General features: G+C 64.2%; 23 protein-coding genes and 1 pseudogene. 17 read left to right on the top strand and 7 right to left on the bottom strand.

All coding sequences use genetic code 11. The annotated features are described in order from the left end of the window. The first annotated feature begins 87 nt into the window (after positions 1-87). From B7X65_RS04440 to B7X65_RS04425, 4 genes are all read left to right on the top strand, one after another. Positions 88-213 carry a hypothetical protein gene (locus tag B7X65_RS04440; protein ID WP_293593073.1) on the top strand — a complete coding sequence of 42 codons (126 nt, stop codon included), beginning with the start codon at positions 88-90 and terminating at the stop codon, positions 211-213. Positions 214-315: 102 nt separating this feature from the next. Next, positions 316-696, top strand: a complete 381-nt coding sequence (locus tag B7X65_RS04435; protein WP_293593071.1) for a VOC family protein — start codon at positions 316-318, stop codon at positions 694-696. Between the two features lie 34 nt (positions 697-730). Further along, on the top strand, positions 731-1,498 hold the full coding sequence (locus tag B7X65_RS04430) for a tRNA-uridine aminocarboxypropyltransferase (protein ID WP_293593069.1): 768 nt from the start codon (positions 731-733) through the stop codon (positions 1,496-1,498). Positions 1,499-1,658: 160 nt separating this feature from the next. Then, positions 1,659-1,910 (top strand): hypothetical protein, encoded by a 252-nt coding sequence (locus B7X65_RS04425; RefSeq protein WP_293593067.1) that lies wholly within the window; start codon positions 1,659-1,661, stop codon positions 1,908-1,910. Positions 1,911-2,114: 204 nt separating this feature from the next. Here the strand turns inward: B7X65_RS04425 and B7X65_RS04420 are convergent, their stop codons facing one another. Together B7X65_RS04420 and B7X65_RS04415 are read right to left on the bottom strand one after the other, a co-directional pair. Continuing rightward, positions 2,115-2,612, bottom strand: coding sequence for a hypothetical protein (locus B7X65_RS04420; protein ID WP_293593065.1), 498 nt, complete (start codon positions 2,610-2,612; stop codon positions 2,115-2,117). A 150-nt stretch (positions 2,613-2,762) separates the two neighbouring features. Further along, positions 2,763-3,479, bottom strand: a complete 717-nt coding sequence (locus B7X65_RS04415; RefSeq protein WP_293593063.1) for a phenylalanine--tRNA ligase beta subunit-related protein — start codon at positions 3,477-3,479, stop codon at positions 2,763-2,765. A gap of 350 nt (positions 3,480-3,829) precedes the next feature. Here B7X65_RS04415 and B7X65_RS04410 point away from each other — a divergent pair, with 350 nt between their 5' ends. Continuing rightward, on the top strand, positions 3,830-4,609 hold the full coding sequence (locus B7X65_RS04410; RefSeq protein ID WP_293593061.1) for an N-acetylmuramidase domain-containing protein: 780 nt from the start codon (positions 3,830-3,832) through the stop codon (positions 4,607-4,609). 10 nt (positions 4,610-4,619) lie between these two features. Here B7X65_RS04410 and B7X65_RS04405 read toward each other — a convergent pair whose 3' ends face one another. Next, positions 4,620-4,991 (bottom strand): hypothetical protein, encoded by a 372-nt coding sequence (locus tag B7X65_RS04405; RefSeq protein WP_293593059.1) that lies wholly within the window; start codon positions 4,989-4,991, stop codon positions 4,620-4,622. A gap of 464 nt (positions 4,992-5,455) precedes the next feature. On the opposite strand from B7X65_RS04405, the gene B7X65_RS04400 reads away from it, so the two are divergent. Next, positions 5,456-6,034 (top strand): DUF1439 domain-containing protein, encoded by a 579-nt coding sequence (locus B7X65_RS04400; protein WP_293593057.1) that lies wholly within the window; start codon positions 5,456-5,458, stop codon positions 6,032-6,034. A 108-nt stretch (positions 6,035-6,142) separates the two neighbouring features. On the opposite strand, the gene B7X65_RS04395 is transcribed toward B7X65_RS04400, so the two are convergent. Together B7X65_RS04395 and B7X65_RS04390 are read right to left on the bottom strand one after the other, a co-directional pair. Continuing rightward, on the bottom strand, positions 6,143-6,841 hold the full coding sequence (locus B7X65_RS04395) for an amino acid racemase (protein WP_293593055.1): 699 nt from the start codon (positions 6,839-6,841) through the stop codon (positions 6,143-6,145). A gap of 14 nt (positions 6,842-6,855) precedes the next feature. Then, on the bottom strand, positions 6,856-7,518 hold the full coding sequence (locus B7X65_RS04390) for a TetR/AcrR family transcriptional regulator (RefSeq protein ID WP_293593053.1): 663 nt from the start codon (positions 7,516-7,518) through the stop codon (positions 6,856-6,858). A 143-nt stretch (positions 7,519-7,661) separates the two neighbouring features. On the opposite strand from B7X65_RS04390, the gene B7X65_RS04385 reads away from it, so the two are divergent. The 6 genes from B7X65_RS04385 (at position 7,662) to B7X65_RS04360 (ending at position 11,771) form a co-directional block, all read left to right on the top strand. Continuing rightward, the gene (locus B7X65_RS04385) at positions 7,662-8,297 is read left to right on the top strand and encodes a VOC family protein (RefSeq protein WP_324488451.1); all 636 of its coding nucleotides are present in this window, start codon (positions 7,662-7,664) and stop codon (positions 8,295-8,297) included. Then, positions 8,246-8,671, top strand: a complete 426-nt coding sequence (locus tag B7X65_RS04380; RefSeq protein WP_293593051.1) for a VOC family protein — start codon at positions 8,246-8,248, stop codon at positions 8,669-8,671. Before B7X65_RS04385 ends, B7X65_RS04380 begins: the two co-directional genes overlap by 52 nt. A 13-nt stretch (positions 8,672-8,684) precedes the next feature. Next, a complete protein-coding gene (locus B7X65_RS04375; RefSeq protein ID WP_293593049.1) occupies positions 8,685-9,206 on the top strand; it encodes a DUF1579 domain-containing protein in 522 nt (173 codons plus the stop codon). 15 nt (positions 9,207-9,221) lie between these two features. Continuing rightward, on the top strand, positions 9,222-9,929 hold the full coding sequence (locus B7X65_RS04370) for a DUF899 family protein (protein ID WP_293593047.1): 708 nt from the start codon (positions 9,222-9,224) through the stop codon (positions 9,927-9,929). A gap of 133 nt (positions 9,930-10,062) precedes the next feature. Continuing rightward, positions 10,063-11,013, top strand: coding sequence for an ABC transporter ATP-binding protein (locus tag B7X65_RS04365; RefSeq protein ID WP_293593236.1), 951 nt, complete (start codon positions 10,063-10,065; stop codon positions 11,011-11,013). Beyond that, positions 11,010-11,771, top strand: a complete 762-nt coding sequence (locus B7X65_RS04360; RefSeq protein ID WP_293593045.1) for an ABC transporter permease — start codon at positions 11,010-11,012, stop codon at positions 11,769-11,771. The genes B7X65_RS04365 and B7X65_RS04360 overlap by 4 nt, the downstream gene beginning before the upstream one ends. A gap of 139 nt (positions 11,772-11,910) precedes the next feature. Here the strand turns inward: B7X65_RS04360 and B7X65_RS04355 are convergent, their stop codons facing one another. Then, a complete protein-coding gene (locus B7X65_RS04355; RefSeq protein WP_293593043.1) occupies positions 11,911-12,249 on the bottom strand; it encodes a collagen-like protein in 339 nt (112 codons plus the stop codon). A 287-nt stretch (positions 12,250-12,536) separates the two neighbouring features. On the opposite strand from B7X65_RS04355, the gene B7X65_RS04350 reads away from it, so the two are divergent. From B7X65_RS04350 to B7X65_RS04330, 5 genes are all read left to right on the top strand, one after another. Next, positions 12,537-13,583, top strand: coding sequence for a pirin family protein (locus B7X65_RS04350; RefSeq protein WP_293593041.1), 1,047 nt, complete (start codon positions 12,537-12,539; stop codon positions 13,581-13,583). A gap of 300 nt (positions 13,584-13,883) precedes the next feature. Then, positions 13,884-14,249: a hypothetical protein gene (locus tag B7X65_RS04345; protein WP_293593039.1), complete on the top strand. Its 366-nt coding sequence runs from the start codon at positions 13,884-13,886 to the stop codon at positions 14,247-14,249. Further along, positions 14,246-14,653, top strand: a complete 408-nt coding sequence (locus B7X65_RS04340) for a hypothetical protein (protein WP_293593037.1) — start codon at positions 14,246-14,248, stop codon at positions 14,651-14,653. Before B7X65_RS04345 ends, B7X65_RS04340 begins: the two co-directional genes overlap by 4 nt. An 87-nt stretch (positions 14,654-14,740) precedes the next feature. After that, positions 14,741-15,193 (top strand): hypothetical protein, encoded by a 453-nt coding sequence (locus B7X65_RS04335; protein ID WP_293593035.1) that lies wholly within the window; start codon positions 14,741-14,743, stop codon positions 15,191-15,193. Positions 15,194-15,227: 34 nt separating this feature from the next. Beyond that, on the top strand, positions 15,228-15,557 hold the full coding sequence (locus tag B7X65_RS04330; protein ID WP_293593033.1) for a hypothetical protein: 330 nt from the start codon (positions 15,228-15,230) through the stop codon (positions 15,555-15,557). A 59-nt stretch (positions 15,558-15,616) separates the two neighbouring features. Here the strand turns inward: B7X65_RS04330 and B7X65_RS04325 are convergent. Then, positions 15,617-16,094 (bottom strand): annotated as a pseudogene (locus tag B7X65_RS04325) (type I glyceraldehyde-3-phosphate dehydrogenase); the annotation flags it as partial.

Below are 16,094 nucleotides of genomic sequence, written 5' to 3'. Positions count from 1 at the left end.
AAAGAATAGTTATACGATTTGTGACCTGAGCAGTTTAGGCGTGCAAGGGACACACAGGCCCTGGCATCGAGCGCTGAAGAGCACTCAATGATCCAAATGTCTTCGTTGCACAACACCTCCGTGTGCCTCGTCTACTTGTCCAACTTCATGACCGATGCCTTCTACACATTCCGGCATCGCAGCATGCTGCACCTGCATACGCCAGGCCCTTGAAGTTGACGCGCAAACTTGCAGAACTTTTTGCTTAACGATGGCCAAATCCCTTACCATCCACCGATACCTTTCGCCTACTCAGCACCCCACGGAGAAAAATCAATGTTCAGTCATGTCATGGTCGGCGTCAGCGACCTGGAAGCCTCGAGGAAGTTTTATGACGCGGTGCTCGGCACCCTGGGCATAGGCCCCGGCGTTGCCAACAAGAACCGCTACTTCTACCGCAGCCCGGGCGGCAGCTTCGGCATCACCATACCCATTAACGGCGAGCCGGCCTGCCATGGCAACGGCAGCACCATCGGTTTCAAGCTGGAGTCCGCGGAACAGGGCGACGCCTTTCATGCGGCAGGCGTTGCCAACGGCGGCACCACGTGTGAAGACCCACCGGGCATTCGCGAAAGTCACCCGGGCAAGCCCTACCTGGCCTACCTGCGCGACCCGGACGGCAACAAGCTGTGCGTGATTTACCGGCCGGCTGCCTGATCCGTCAAGCTGGGGCAGGCCGAGCTGCCGCTGAATGAATCACCTGCCCCAAGCTCCCCACGCTTTCCCTCATGCGGTCAGCCTTTTGCGCAGCGCGCGCCTGGCGCGCAGCTCCAAACCCTTTCTGGCACGCGGCGGCCCGCGCGGGGAGCGCTGCGCCGGCTGCCGGCTGATTCCCAGCCACTGCCTGTGCGCGCTGCGCCCGGTGCTGCCGGTGCGGTCGGGCGTGTGTTTGATCATGGCCGACATCGAGCCCCTCAAGCCCAGCAACACGGGCTGGCTGATTGCCGATGTGGTGGCCGACACCTTTGCCTTCGGCTGGGCGCGCACCGAGGTGGACCCGGCGCTGCTGGCCCTGCTGGCCGATCCGCAGTGGCAGCCCTACCTGGTGTTTCCGGGGGAGTTTGTGGCGCAGGAGCGGGTGGTGACGGCGCTGTTGCCCGCCGAAACCACGGGCGGCACGCCGGCGAAGCGCCCGCTGTTTGTGCTGCTCGACGCCACCTGGCCCGAGGCGCGCAAGATGTTTCGCAAAAGCCCTTACCTCGACAAGCTGCCGGTGCTGAGCCTGCAGAGCGAGCAGCTGTCACGCTACCGCCTGCGCCGCTCGCAGCGCGACGCGCATTTCTGCACCTCGGAGGTGGGCGCGCTGTGCCTGGAGCTGGCCGGCGAAACCCATGCGGCGCAGACGCTGGAGGCTTACCTGGACGTGTTCACCAACCACTACCTGCGCGCCAAGCAGCAGTTGCCAGTGGACATGGAAGATGCGGCGCATCTGCGGTTGCTGGCTTTGTCAAACCTGTAGTACTCTTTTTTTATAGCTGTTTGCGCCCACCCCAAAAGGGCCAGAGGCCGATTTGGCGTGAAGGTTGGAGGCAAACGGCCAAGGCGCGACAATGGAGCCCATCACGCCCGGCCTTGTACCCGCACCGGCCCGGCGTCACCCCCACCTCAAGAGCCCCACCATGACCGACGACCTGAACCGGAAAATCGAACTGAAAAAAATGGAGCTGTGCGACTCGTGCGCCGGCATCCAGCGCAACTGGCGCAAGGCCCCGGGGCACCCGGAGCTGGTGCAGGGCGCCAACCGCCAGGAAAGGCGCGGCGGCGCGCTGGTCACCGTCACCAAGTACCGCTGCGACCGCTGCGGCACGGCGTGGGAATACGAGAACGACAAGGCCAACCTGAAGGCGGGCTGGTCGGTGGTGGGTCGGTAAGCGGCGCCCTGCGTTACTTCTGTTTTGATAGCTGGTTGCGCAGGCAGCACAAGGGCTGGCAGCCGATTTGGCTTGAAGCTTGCGCTCCAGAGACCATTCGCCATGAACTCGGCCTGACCCTCTTCAGACGCCCATAAAAAAAGACAGGCCAGGCCTGTCTTTTTTGTTTTGGCGTGCAGCAGCGAAGAGCTGCTGCGTTGCTATTTACTTGCTGCCGGCGGCTTTCACGTCGGCCTTGGCTTCTGCCTTGACGGCGCCGGTTTCGACTTTGGCGGTGGCCTTGTCGGCTGCAGCGTTGGCCTTGACGGTTTCCACTTTGGCGTCGGCCTTGATGATGGTCTTGTCGGCTTTGGCGTCAGCATTCACGATGGTTTTTTCAGCTTTGGCGGTGGCCTTGGCCTGGTCATCTGCGTCGGCCTTGGCGGCTTTGGCTTGTGCCTTGACTTTGGTCGTGGCGGACTTGGTCACGGCCTTGGTTTTCTTTTCAGCAGCCTTGACTTCTGCCTTTTCAACCTTGGTGTCGGCCTTGGCGTCCACCTTGGCTTCGCTTTGCACAGCGGCTGCCACGGACTTGTCGGCCTTGGTTTCTGCCTTGACCACTGCAGGCGTCGCAGGCACGGCGGGGGTAGCGGGCGCAGCGGCTTGCGCAAATGCAGCGCCGGTCACGAGGGTAGCAATCAGGGTGGCGAGTAATTTGTTCATGAGAGTCCTTTGAGTGAGCGAGTTGTGTGACCAGATGAAGTCATGATGATCCCGTGTACAACGTGTGGCGCGGCCACCCCGACGACGCCATACACATGCTGTTTCAAGACAGCACGCGCGCTTTACATGGTGTTGCCGGTGGCGGGATTGTCAGCGCGCGGTCGGCGCAGGCTGCAGCTCGAAGCGTGGTGCAGACCGGGTCAACAGGCGGGCCTTGGCCGTGGCGGCGGGCCAGGCCAAAGGCACTTCGTGCATGAGCGCGGCGATCAGCGTGCGCATGTCTTCGTAGGCCGACTCGTGCAGGGCTTCGGCGACGATCAGCACCGTGCTGGTGTCGGCGCTGACGGCCGACAGGCTGCTCTGCCGGTTGGTCCAGCGGCGCGCGTGGGCGTTGTCGGCCTCGTCGGCAAAAATGATTTCATGGGCCTCGGGGTGCTCGACCTCGCCGGAGAAGGGCTGGTAATGCTCGAGGCCGGTGGCGTAACGCACCTGCAGGTCGCCCACCACTTTGGCCAGGTCGAACACCGCCACCGGAATGGCAAAGGCCGCCGAGACCGCGTTGCACAAGTCCACCAGCGGATGCAGCCGCGGCAGGGCGCCTTCCTTGCGCAGGCGACGCAGGAGCGCCTCGGCCGCACAGCGGTACTTGGTGGGCTTGAGCCCCATTTTGGAGAACACCTGGCGCCAGGCCTTGATCTCCGGCAACTCGCCTTCGCCGCTGCTGGCCAGCCGCGCCGCGGCGATGCCGCTGAAGCGCGCCACCTGCGGGCCGACCGCCGCCTTGCTGCTGATGCCCCGGACAAACATGGCACCCGGTACCAGCTCGGGGCACTGGGTCCAGATCTCGTTGGAATGGCTGAAAAACATGCGCTTGCCTCTTTGCTGCCGATGATGGGCCAGTCGGCCGATTCCCGCAACGCCGCGCTGACACTCCTGTTTTTATAGCTGCTTCCGCCCGTGTTCATTGGGCTGGCGGCCACTTTCATGCTTGACCCGTCAGCGCGTACTGTGCGCGGCGAAACGGGTGACGTGCAAAAAAAACACAACGTATCCATTGGTTCCACGGCCGCTGCACCGCGCGTTTTGTCCTCCATTTGGGGGATGCCAAATCGCCGCCGGGCCGCTACAACCGGGAGCATAACAACTCTCAATAGCACGCCTGCTTTTTCAGGACCGCATCGTTCCTGCATCACGGGCGGCAGAAAGGAAATGGGCTCATGGTATTTACAGGCAAGGCGTCACCGCTGTCGCAACAGGGAATTGAAACGGTGCTCGGCAGGCTGGGGGTGGACGCCCCTGCGCTCTGGGCGGTGCTGACGGTTGAAACCAGTGGCTGCGGCTTCCTGCCGGACCGGCGACCCAAGATCCTGTTCGAGCGCCACTGGTTCAGCCGGCTCACGCATGGGCGCTTCGATGCACAGGCGCCCGACATCAGCAGCCGCAGCGCGGGGGGTTACGGCAATGGCGGCGCTTCCCAGTATGAGCGGCTCACCCGGGCCATGATGCTCGACCGCGAGGCGGCGCTGAAAAGCACGTCATGGGGCCTGGGTCAGGTCATGGGGTTCAACGCCGGCAAGGTCGGCGCTGCCAGCGTGGATGCACTGGTCAGCGCCAGCAAGGCATCAGAAGATGCGCAGCTCGACGCCATGGCGGGGTTCATCGAGCAGGGCGATCTTGCGCGGCATCTGCGCAACGCCGACTGGGTGCAGTTTGCCTTCAGCTACAACGGGCAGGATTTCCAGAAGAACCGCTACGACGCGAAGCTGGCGCTGGCCCACAAACGTTACCAGCTCGGGCCTTTGCCCGACCTCGCGGTGCGCACCGTGCAGCTGGCCTTGATGCTGCTGGGTTATGGCGGCGCGCGGTTTGTGGATGGGTGGTACGGAGAGGCCACGCAGAAGGCGCTGGTCAGGTACCAGCAGCGCGCCGGGCTGCCGGCCTCCGGCGTGCCCGACGACGCCACCATGGCGCGCCTGTCGGCGAACCTCGGCTGGTAGGGCAAGCGTTTTACCTGCGGCGCGGGTCGTTGGGCCAACGGTCTGCGCGGTCGCGCGTTCCGTCGCCATCACGGTCATGACCGCGTGCGCCGTCGCGGTCCCGGTCGCCATGGCCACGGTCGTGGTGCGACGCATGCGGCGGCGGTCTGTGCGGAAAGGCGCGCGGAACCGGAACCGGCACCACCACAACAGGCGCAGGCCGGCTGTAGCCCCGCGGGTAGTCATAAGCACGGCGCTGGTAGCCGCCTTCGATGTACACCGGCTGCTCCACCACCATGGGCGGGCCACCGCCATGGGTCGGGTAAGTCGGGTAGGCCGGCACCGGGTAAACGGCGCAGCCCGACAGGCCGGCCACGGTCAAAACCAGAAGAGTCGTTTTCATGATGTGTCCTGACACCCGTCCTAGGGCCTGTTCACACTGTTTATACAAGTGCGAACGTGGTTAAAACAACGCCAATCTAGGCGCGCGACGACGCTCAGCCTGGACGGCTGGGCTAGGAGTGCAACGACGAGTGGCGTTGTTTTAACCACGTTCCCTCCTGGTTGCGGCCAAAAAGGCCATGCGCAGCGTTGCAAAGCCTTGCCGGGCGCCAGCCCGGCTGCGTTTTGCGCCTCACGCATGACCTTTTTGACTCGCAACGCATCTTGCATAAACAGTGTGAACAGGCCCTAGCAGCCGGGTTGATGCATTGAGCGCTTCGCAGGTGTCGTGTGTGTGTGGGCTTGTAGGCGGCGCATGTCCGCACGTAACGGGATGTGCCCGACAACCGCATCAACAGGGCGGTTAACAGTCGCGGCGCACAATGACCGATTGCATGCCTGCATGCGCTTTTTCATGAAGGCCCGATGAAACGCAGACTGTTGTTGACCCCGCCCGGCTGGATCGTCTTTGCCGCTGCGGCGGGTGCGGCGCGCGCCGCCACACCGGACGCGCCCGGCGGAACGGGCTACAAGGTGACGCTGGAACAGCTGCAGCAGGCCGTGGCACAGCGCTTCCCGCGTCGTTATGAGATGGGCAGCCTGCTGAACCTGAATGTGCAGGCGCCGCGCGTGCGCCTGCTGCCCGAACTGAACCGCCTGGGCACCGAGATGGTGGTGGACGCGGCCGGCCCGGCGCTGGCACGCACCTCGACCGGCACCTTCGACGTGGACTTTGCGCTGCGTTATGAAGCCAGCGACCAGACGCTGCGCGCGCACCAGATTCGGCTCAACGCCCTGCGCCTGGACGACATGGCGCCCGGCCCGGCGGCGCTGCTGCAGGCGTACGCTCCCACGCTGGCCAGCCAGGCGCTCAAGGAAGTGGTGCTGCACAAACTCAAGCCGCAAGACCTGATGCTGACCGACGGCCTGGGGCTGGAACCGGGCAGCATCACCGTCACGGCCAAAGGGCTGACGATTGCCCTGGTGCCCAAGAAAATGCTGTGAGCCGGCGCGCTGCCGATGAGGGTGCTGTGCCTGGGCCACAGCGTCCGACACTTCTCTTTTGATAGCAGCTTGCGCAGGTACTGATTGGGCTACAGGCCGATTTGATGCCTAAGTTCTGCCGTGCACCGCGCGCTGCAAGGCTGCCCGCGCCAGCAGGCGCGTCGAGTCCAGCGTGGGCAGCGGCGAGTTGCCGTCGTTGATGATCAGCGGAATCTCGGTGCAGCCGAGGACCACCGCATCGCAGCCTTCGCCTTTCATTCGTTCCATCACGCGCTGGAAACTGGCCACGGCTTCTGGCCGGAAGATGCCGCACACCAGCTCGTCCATGATGATGCGGCCCAGTTCGTCGCGCTCGGCATCGTTTGGCCGCAGGTACTGCAGGCCGCGCGCGACCAGCTTGTCCGGGTAGACCGCGCTGTCCACCAACCAGCGCGTGCCGGTGATGCCCACACGGCGAAAGCCGCGCTGCACGGCCGCGTCCGCCACCACCTCGGCAATGTGCAGCCAGGGCAGCGGCGAGTGCGGCACCACCAGCGACATGGCCTGGTGGATGGTGTTGTCGGGGCAGATCAGGAAGTCGGCTCCGGCCGCCGCCAGCTTGCGCGCCGAGGCCAGCATGAGGTCGGCCACGCCCTGCAGGTCGCCGCAGTCCAGGCAGTCCACATAGGCGGCGAGCGAGGGCGTGTGCAGGGAAACCTCGGGGTGCGCGTGCGGGCCGAGCAGCGCGGCACCTTCCGCGCAAATGGTGCGGTAACAAAGGGCGGCACCTTCCGCGGAGCAGCCGACGATTCCGATGTGCTGGGGCATGGGGGGTGAGGTCTTCACAGCCCTTTTTCGACCATATCGAGCAGGCGCTGGCCGACCAGCTGCATCTGCGGGCCGATCACCGGGCCCAGCGGCCCGTCGATGACCAGCATGGCCAGGCCGTGCACGGCGGACCAGGCCAGGAACTCGGCGCCGGGGCGGCGCTCGGGCGGCATCACACCGGCCTGCACCAGCTTGTCGAGCGCGGCGCCCAGCAGCTCGAACGGGTTCAGGCCGCCCGGGCCGGCCCTGTCGGGGTCGCGCGGTGCTTCATCCTTCATGTCGTCGGACGCGGCAAAGGCGGTGCGGAACAGCCCGGTCTCGGCCTGGGCAAAACGCAGGTAGCCGGTGCCGACGGCACGCACGCTGGCGCGGGCGAAGTCGGCTGGCGGCAAACCGGCGGGCACGGCGGCCAGTTCGGCTTCCATGGCCCGGGCCACGGCCGACAGCGCGGCCGCACGCACCGCCTGCAACAGGGCCTGGCGGCTGGCGAAATGCCGGTAGGCGGCGTTGGGCGCCACCCCCGCGCGGCGCGTGGCCTCGCGCAGCACCACGGCCTCGGGCCCACCCGCGCGCGCCAGCTCGATCCCGGCTTCCAGCAGCGCGCGGCGCAGGTCGCCGTGGCGGTAGGTGCTGCGGGCCGGCGCAGGGATCGGCGGCGTGATGGACAGCGCTGTCATGGTTTGTTACGTTTTATGTGGACAGCGTCCATTATGTTTGCTATTCTTTTGTGGACGGTGTACACAACACCTTCACAATACCCCTGTTTGCCCTGTTTGACAACGCAGGCAATGGTTGGCCAGCGACTCCAAGGAGCATTCCCATGCAAAAAATCACCACCTTCCTGACCTTCAAAGACCAAGCTGAAGATGCGCTCAAGTTCTATACCTCGGTGTTCAGGAACGCCAAGGCCGGCGACATCCAGCGTTACGGCGATGGCGCCCCGGTCCCCAAAGGCAGCTTCATGACCGGCAGTTTCGAAATTGCCGGCCAGACCTTCTTCGTGCTCAATGCGGGCACGGACTTCGGCTTCGCGCCGGGCATGTCGCTGTTTGTCGATTGCCCGACCCAGGAAGAGGTTGATGAACTCTGGGACAGGCTGTCCGAGGGCGGCAGCGTGCAGGCCTGTGGCTGGCTGACCGACAAGTTCGGCGTGTCCTGGCAGATCGTGCCCAGCGTGATGCGCAAGGTGCTGGCCGACAAGGATCCGGCCAAGGTCAACCGCGTGATGCAGGCCATGATGCAGATGATCAAGCTCGACGGCAACAAGCTGCAGCAGGTCTACGAGGCCGCATGGACCCATGGTGGCGGAGACCTTGCGGCTGTATGCCGGCCTGCATCGCCACTTCCGCCAACCCGCCCCCGTCCCCGTCCCCCACCCACCCACCCCCTGACAAGGAGACCGACATGCAAGTCCAGCCCTATCTGTTTTTTGACGGCCGCTGCGAAGAGGCCCTGACGTTTTACAAAACCGCGCTGGGCGCCGAAGTGACGGCGATGATGCGCTTCAAGGAGAACCCCGAGCCCCAGTCGCCGGACATGTGCCCCCCGGGCTCGGAGGACAAGATCATGCACGCCAACCTGCGCATCGGCGAAACGCAGGTGATGGCGTCGGACGGCATGGCTTTCGGCGGCAAGCCGGAGTTCAAGGGTTTTTCGCTGACGATCACCGCCCCCACGGATGCGGAAGTCGCGCGCCTGTTCAAGGCGCTGAGCGACGGCGGGCAGGTGCAGATGCCGCTGGGCAAGACTTTTTACGCCTCGTCCTTCGGCATGGTGACCGACCGCTTCGGCCTGGGCTGGATGGTCATTAACCCGCTGCCCATGCCCTGAAAGGAGTGCTGTCATGTCCAATACCGAACAAGACCCGTGCGCCGCCGTGCCAGCGCTGGCCCAGCACCGCTGGCTGCAGCAGCTGGTGGGTCAATGGTCGTTTGAAGGCCAGGCGGACATGGGCCCGGGCCAGCCCGCCATGAAACACGCGGGCCAACAAACCGTGCGCAGCCTGGGCGAGTTGTGGGTGCTGTGCGAAAGCCAGGGCAGCATGCCCGACGGCAGCCCGGCCCACATGCTGATCACGCTCGGCTATGACCCGCAGAAAAGCGCTTTTGTCGGAACCTTCGTCGGTTCGATGATGACGCACCTGTGGCACTACGCGGGCTCGCTGGACGCGGCCGGCAAAGTGCTGACGCTGGACACGGAAGGACCGTCGTTCAGCGGCGACGGCACGCTGGTGCGTTACCAGGACATCATCACCCTGCAGGGACCCGAGGTGTACGAGCTGGCCTCGCAGGTGATTCAGGCCGACGGCAGCTGGAAGCGCTTCATGAGCGCCACCTACCGCCGGGTGAAGGCCCGCAACGGCTGAAATACAGGAGCGCCCATGACCCCCACACCGACCCTGAAGCCGGCCCGGGAGCTGGCCCTGAACAACGGGGTGCGTTTCCCCAATGAAAGCGAGGACTACCGGCGTGCGCGCGATGCGCTGCTGGCCGAGGAGATCGAGCTGCGGCGCCACATCGAACGCGTGGCGCAGCAGCGGCGCGACCTGCCGCCGGGCGGCGTGTTGCCGAAGGACTACGGCTTCGAGGGTGAAGACGGCCCGGTGCGTTTTTCGGACCTGTTCGCCGACAAGCAGACGCTGGCCGTCTACAGCTATATGTTCGGGCCGCAGCGCAAGCGGCCCTGCCCGATGTGCACCTCGCTGCTGTCGGCCTGGGACGGCGAAGCCGAGGATGTGGCGCAGCGCATCGCGCTGGTGGTGGTGGCGCGCTCGCCGATAACACGCCTGCTGGCCTTCAAGAAAGAACGCGGCTGGCGCCACCTGAAACTCTATTCGGATGTGAGCGGCGACTACACCCGCGACTATGTGAGTGCGCAGGATGCTGATGTGCCGGCCTTCAACGTCTTCACCCGGCAGGGCGGCAGCCTGCGGCACTTCTGGAGCGGCGAGATGGGCGTGTCCACGGCCGATCCCGGCCAGGACCCGCGCGGCGCGCCGGACCTGATGCCGCTGTGGACCATCCTGGACAGCACGCCCGAAGGCCGCGGCCGGGACTGGTACCCGGAACTGAGTTATCCCGGGACCTGACAACCGGTCCGGGATGCCGGGAATCACCCGCGCGCGGTGAACAACCCCGTCGTCAGCAACCTTCATGCGATCCGGTTACAGTGACGCGGGCCGCTGCATCTTCACCAGCGCCCACATCAACCGGAATTCCGATTTGCCAGACATCATCTCCATCGAGCAGCTCAGCAAGGTCTACGCCTCGGGCTTTGAAGCCCTGAAGTCGGTGGACCTCACCATCCGGCGCGGCGAAATTTTCGCGCTGCTCGGGCCCAACGGCGCCGGCAAGACCACGCTGATCAACATCGTCTGCGGCATCGTCACGCCCAGTTCGGGTCGCGTGACGGCCGACGGCCACGACATCGTGCGCGACTACCGGGCGGCGCGCGCCAAGATCGGCCTGGTGCCGCAGGAACTGTCGACCGACGCGTTTGAAACCGTCTGGTCCACGGTGAGCTTCAGCCGCGGCCTGTTCGGCAAGCCGGCCAACCCGGCCCACATCGAAAAAGTGCTGCGCGACCTGTCGCTGTGGGACAAGAAGGACAGCAAGATCATGACGCTGTCGGGCGGCATGAAGCGCCGGGTGCTGATCGCCAAGGCGCTGTCGCACGAACCGCAGATCCTGTTTCTCGACGAGCCCACCGCCGGCGTCGACGTGGAACTGCGCCAGGGCATGTGGCAGATGGTGCGCAAGCTGCAGGACAGCGGTGTGACCATCATCCTGACCACGCACTACATCGAGGAAGCCGAAGAGATGGCCGACCGCATCGGCGTGATCAGCAAGGGCCAGCTCATCGTGGTGGAAGACAAGAACGTGCTGATGCGCAAGCTCGGCAAGAAGCAGCTCACGCTGCAATTGCGCGCGCCGCTGCAGGCCGTGCCCGAAGGGCTGGCCGGGCTGCCAGTGGAGCTGACCGAGGGCGGCCACACGCTGGTCTACACCTTCGACACGCAGCAGGAGGAAACCGGCATCGGCGAGCTGCTCAAACGGCTGGCCGAACTGGGCATCGACTTCAAGGACCTGCATTCGAGCGAGAGTTCGCTGGAAGACATCTTCGTGAGCCTGGTCCATGCCAACAAGCCCGCCACCCAGAAGGAGGCTGCATGAACTGGCACGCCATCCGCGCGATCTACCGCTTTGAAATGGCGCGCACTTTCCGCACACTGACCCAGTCCATCGCCTCGCCGGTGATCTCGACCTCGCTGTACTTCGTGGTGTTCGGCGCGGCGATTGGTTCGCGCATGGGCGACATCGACGGCATCAGTTACGGCGCCTTCATCATCCCCGGCCTGATCATGCTGTCGTTACTCAATGAAAGCATCTCCAATTCCGCCTTCGGCATCTACATGCCCAAATGGTCAGGCACGATTTACGAGCTGCTGTCGGCGCCGGTGTCGGCCATGGAAGTGGTGCTGGGTTACGTGGGCGCGGCGGCCAGCAAGTCCGTGCTGCTGGGCCTGCTGATCCTGGCGACGGCGCGCATCTTCGTTCCCTACAGCATTGCGCATCCGTTCTGGATGCTCTGTTTCCTGCTTCTGACGGCGCTGACCTTCAGCCTGTTCGGCTTCATCATCGGTCTCTGGGCAGACAACTTCCAGAAGCTGCAGATCGTGCCGCTGATGGTGGTGACGCCGCTGACCTTTCTGGGCGGCGCGTTTTACTCCATCAACATGCTGCCGCCGCTGTGGCAGAAAATTGCCCTGTTCAACCCCGTGGTCTACCTGATCAGCGGCTTCCGCTGGAGTTTTTACGGCGTGGCGGACGTCAACGTCGGCATCAGCGTCGCCGCCATCCTGGGCTTTCTGGCGCTGTGCCTGGGCGCCGTGTGGTGGATCTTTCGCACCGGCTGGAAATTGAAAGCCTGATGAAGGCTTGAGCCCGGCCATGAAAAAGGCCCCAGTCACCTCGGTGGCTGGGGCCTTTTCTTTTCATGTACGTGCACTCGTGGCGCACACACATCACGCCAGCCAGCCCCGGAAAGGGTGGCCGCGCGTTGCTGGAAGCTTACTTTTGCGGAACAACAATCACGGTGTCGCCGGTAGCGCCGGTTGCGCCCGTTGCCCCGGTGGAGCCGGTAGCGCCAGTGGCACCCGTTGCGCCGGTAGCACCGCCGCTAGGGCCGGTGGAGCCCGTCGCGCCGGTGGAGCCGGTAGAACCTGTTGCGCCGGTGTAACCCGTCGAACCGGTGGAGCCGGTAGAACCCGTAGCGCCGGTGGAGCCAGCTTCGCCAGCAGGGCCGGCAGGGCCAGGAACGGCCACGGCAGGAGGAGTGACCACCGTGCGGTCACAAGCGGCCAGACCAAGGGTAGCGACCAGAGCGGCAAGCAGAATGGAATATTTCATGGAAGTCTTTCGGAATTTGAGCGAAAAATACGCGCGAAATTGTGCGCAGGCAGTTTTTCCTGCCTCGGCCTTGTACTGCCTAAAATAATTTCTGGGTAGATGCAACAGGACGAACCGTGAATCTACCTGCGGTGCTGGCAGTGTCCTGTAGGACGAACCCACAACGGCGTGTCCCGAATTGGCCGGTGTTGCCGGAATCCCCAGCTCGCGTGGGTGCTCGCGTGGCGGCGCCAAGCACTGGAAAACAGATGCCGGTAAGCTTGAGGGAGACTCCTGAAAGCAACGCCATGTCCTCTTTTTCACCTACGTCCAGCCCCATCGTTCAGGTCCAGCCTCTCGGTTTTCCGTGGGAAACCATCGACCCCTTTTTGTTCTGCGCCTATCACGACGACGCCTATCCCAAAGCCAACGCCGACATGGGGCCGGCGGTCTCGCTGGCGGGCCGTGCCATTGGCCAGGACTTCAGCCGCAAGGACGGCTGGAGCATGTACCACGGCGAAAAAGTGCCGGGTTTTCCGCCACACCCGCATCGCGGTTTTGAAACCGTCACCATCGTGCGCAAGGGCCTGATCGACCATTCGGATTCGCTGGGCGCCACCGCGCGTTTCGGCCGCGGCGACGTGCAATGGCTGACGGCCGGCAAGGGTATCGTGCACGCCGAGATGTTCCCGCTGCTGGACGAAAAAAACGACAACCCGCTGGAGCTGTTCCAGATCTGGCTGAACCTGCCGGCGGCAGCCAAGATGAGCGACCCGCACTTCACCATGTTCTGGTCGCAGGACATTCCGCGCCTGACCACCAAAGACGCCGAAGGCCGCGCTACCCAGGTGGCCGTGATTGCCGGAAGGTTGCAGGACGCCGCCACGCCACTGGCACCGCCGCCCGACTCTTGGGCTGCGCAGGCCGATGCTGACGTGGCGATCTGGACGATACGCATGGCGCCGGGCGCGCGCTGGACGCTGCCAGCCGCCGGCGGCCAGGGCACGCGGCGCAACCTGTACTTCTTCAAGGGCGAGTCCGTCAGCATAGGCGGCCAGGACATCCGCAGCCCGGCCGCCATCGAGGTGCGTGCCGATAGGGCCGTCGAACTGGTCAACAGCGGCAGCAACGACGCCGAGTTTTTGCTGCTGCAAGGCAGGCCGATCGGCGAGCCGGTGGCGCAGTACGGCCCCTTCGTGATGAACACCCAGGCCGAAATTGCGCAGACCATGGCCGACTACCAGCGCACCCAGTTCGGTGGCTGGTCGTTTGACAGCGATGCGCCCGTGCACGGGCGCGACCCGGCGAGGTTTGCGGTGCATCCGGACGGGCGCGAGGAAAAACCGGCCCCTTGAGACGGTGGCGGCGCCCGTCATCCCGGGGTGGTCGGCGTCCCCTGAATCGCTACATTTTTAATAGCTGGCCGCGCTCGCTGCATAAGGGCCAGTCTTCCTTTTCATGGTTAAAAATCGGGACGCACTGCTCCGCCGCACCGTCCGGAAACCCTGAATAATTCCGGAAAAACCCGGGAAATAGTTGCCTTTCTTTTACCGGTGGTCGGCCTATCGTTTCGCTGATGTCCCTGCTCCTGCGCCGCGTTGGCAAGTCGGCGTGCAGAGGGTCAAGACAGGGGCTTTCTGTTGAGGAGGAAAGGCATGAAAACCACACGCATGGGTCTTGCGCTTCTGGCATGCGCGGCCTTGCTGCAAGCTACCCTCGCCAGCGCCCAGCTACCGCCCAAACTTCCCGCCGGCACGGAAGGGCCTCCGGCGGGCCCCCAGCCCAAGGGCTGGAACTGGCAGGCACCCAAGGAACCGAAGGTCCTGAGTTACAAGGACTACCTCGCGCAGGTGCCCGGCCATGCGGGGCCGGGGGCAGACGCAGCGGAGTCCACGCAGGCCAACGCCGCCTTGCTGACCGCGCAGACCAACGCCCTCAAGGCGCTGTCCAAACGCCTCGACGAGCTTGAGGCCCGGGTGCAGCAAATGGAAGCCGCCAAAAAAGCCGGGGGTACCAAATGACCACAGCGTCCCCCTCCCCCGCCGACCCGATGGCCGCCCTCGACGCCGCGCAAGCCGCCGTGAGCGCCGCCGCGGCGAACCCGGCCAACACGCAGCTGGTCCAGGCCTGGTCACCCAGTCTGGTTCAGTTCCTCGCAATAGCCGTGCTGCTGTTCACCTTCGGCGCCTTGTTGCTGGGCACCCTGCTGCTCTGGCGTTCGAAGGCACCCGCGTCGCACGTGCTGCGCATTTTTGGCGTCATTTCCATCATCGGCATTTCTGCGCTGCTGCTGGTCGTTGGCTACAGCAACGACCAGCTGACGCCCATCGTCGGCCTGTTCGGCGCGATCGCGGGCTACCTGCTGGGCAAGGATATTCCGGCGCCGGGCGCGCGCGACGACAACCTGCCCCGTGCGAGCGGGTGAGGCCGGTGCCGTGATACACGCCATCCCCGCGCGCGCAGCCGCACTTGCAGATCCAGGCATAGCAACTTGACAACCAGGAGAGCCAGCATGACAAGCATCAGACATCCATCGACGTGCCGGGCCCGGTTCGCCGCAGTCTTCGTAGCGGCCGGCATGGCGCTTTCGGGCTGCTCGATTCAGCTCATCAGCAAGTATGACGAAGCAACCGACAAGGCCGTGACGGCCCTGCAGAAAAAAACCGAAGCACACCTCGTTGCGCTGGAGGCGGTCCAGGGCCTGCCTGACTGCAAATACGAGAAACACAAGCAGTTCTATGAAGAGGCCAAGGTCGACATCAGCGCCATCACCGTCCGGGCTGCGGCGATTCCCAAAAACGAGATCACGACGCAGCAGGCCGGGTTGCTCTCAGGCAGCCTCGGGAGTCTGGAAAAACTGCACCGGATGGCATGCCTGTCCGGCGACCAGATTGCGCCCCTGCGCACGCAATTCAACAGCAGCTTCACGGCCATTCTCAAGCTGGAACTCGCCAAGCCGCGGTGAATAAATCTCCCAACCACTCGCAAGGAAAAAAACCATGAGTCTCAATGCATCCCAGCTCGGCAAGGACATGCTCACCGCGTTCAAGGGTGTGCTGAGCGACAAGTGGCCCGACATCAAGGAATACGGTGAGGCCGAAAGCAAAAAACTGGCGCAGACGCTGGTCATGATTGAAGCGCTGAAGCTTGCCGGCAAGATCAACGAGGAGCAGGCGGCACTTCATCTGGATATCCAGAAAAATGCCACGCGCATGGTGCTGCTGACGCTGGAGGGCCTCGGGATACTGATGGCGGAAGCGGCCATCAACGCTGCGCTGAATGTCGTCAAGGACACGGTCAATACCGCGCTGGGGTTTGTGCTTCTGTAACCCGTCCGGCGAAAAAAAACGCGCCTTCAGGCGCGTTTTTTGAGGGAGCAGGCGACGAATTATTTCGCGACCACCCGCACCATCTCCAGACACTTGTTCGAGTAGCCCCACTCGTTGTCGTACCAGGCGACGATCTTGACGAAGGTGCTGTCCAGCGCAATGCTGGCGTCGGCGTCAAACACGCTGGTGCAGGTCTCGCCGCGGAAGTCGGTGGCGACCACCTTGTCTTCGGTGTAACCGAGGATGCCCTTGAGCGCGCCTTCGCTTTGCGCCTTCATCTCGGCGCAGATTTCCTTGAGTGTGGCTTCCTTGTTCAGCTCGCAGGTCAGGTCCACCACCGAGACGTCGGAGGTCGGCACGCGGAAAGACATGCCGGTGAGCTTTTTGTTGAGCTCGGGAATCACCACGCCGACGGCCTTGGCCGCGCCGGTGCTCGATGGAATGATGTTTTCCAGGATGCCGCGGCCGCCGCGCCAGTCTTTGTTGCTCGGACCGTCCACGGTTTTCTGGGTGGCCGTGGCGGCGTGCACGGTAGTC

The sequence above is a fragment of the Polaromonas sp. 39-63-25 genome (genome assembly GCF_002278925.1).
Taxonomy (GTDB): Bacteria; Pseudomonadota; Gammaproteobacteria; order Burkholderiales; family Burkholderiaceae_C; genus Polaromonas.
The sequence above is the reverse complement of the archived record's forward strand: the minus strand, read 5'-3'. Positions and strand labels throughout refer to the sequence as shown.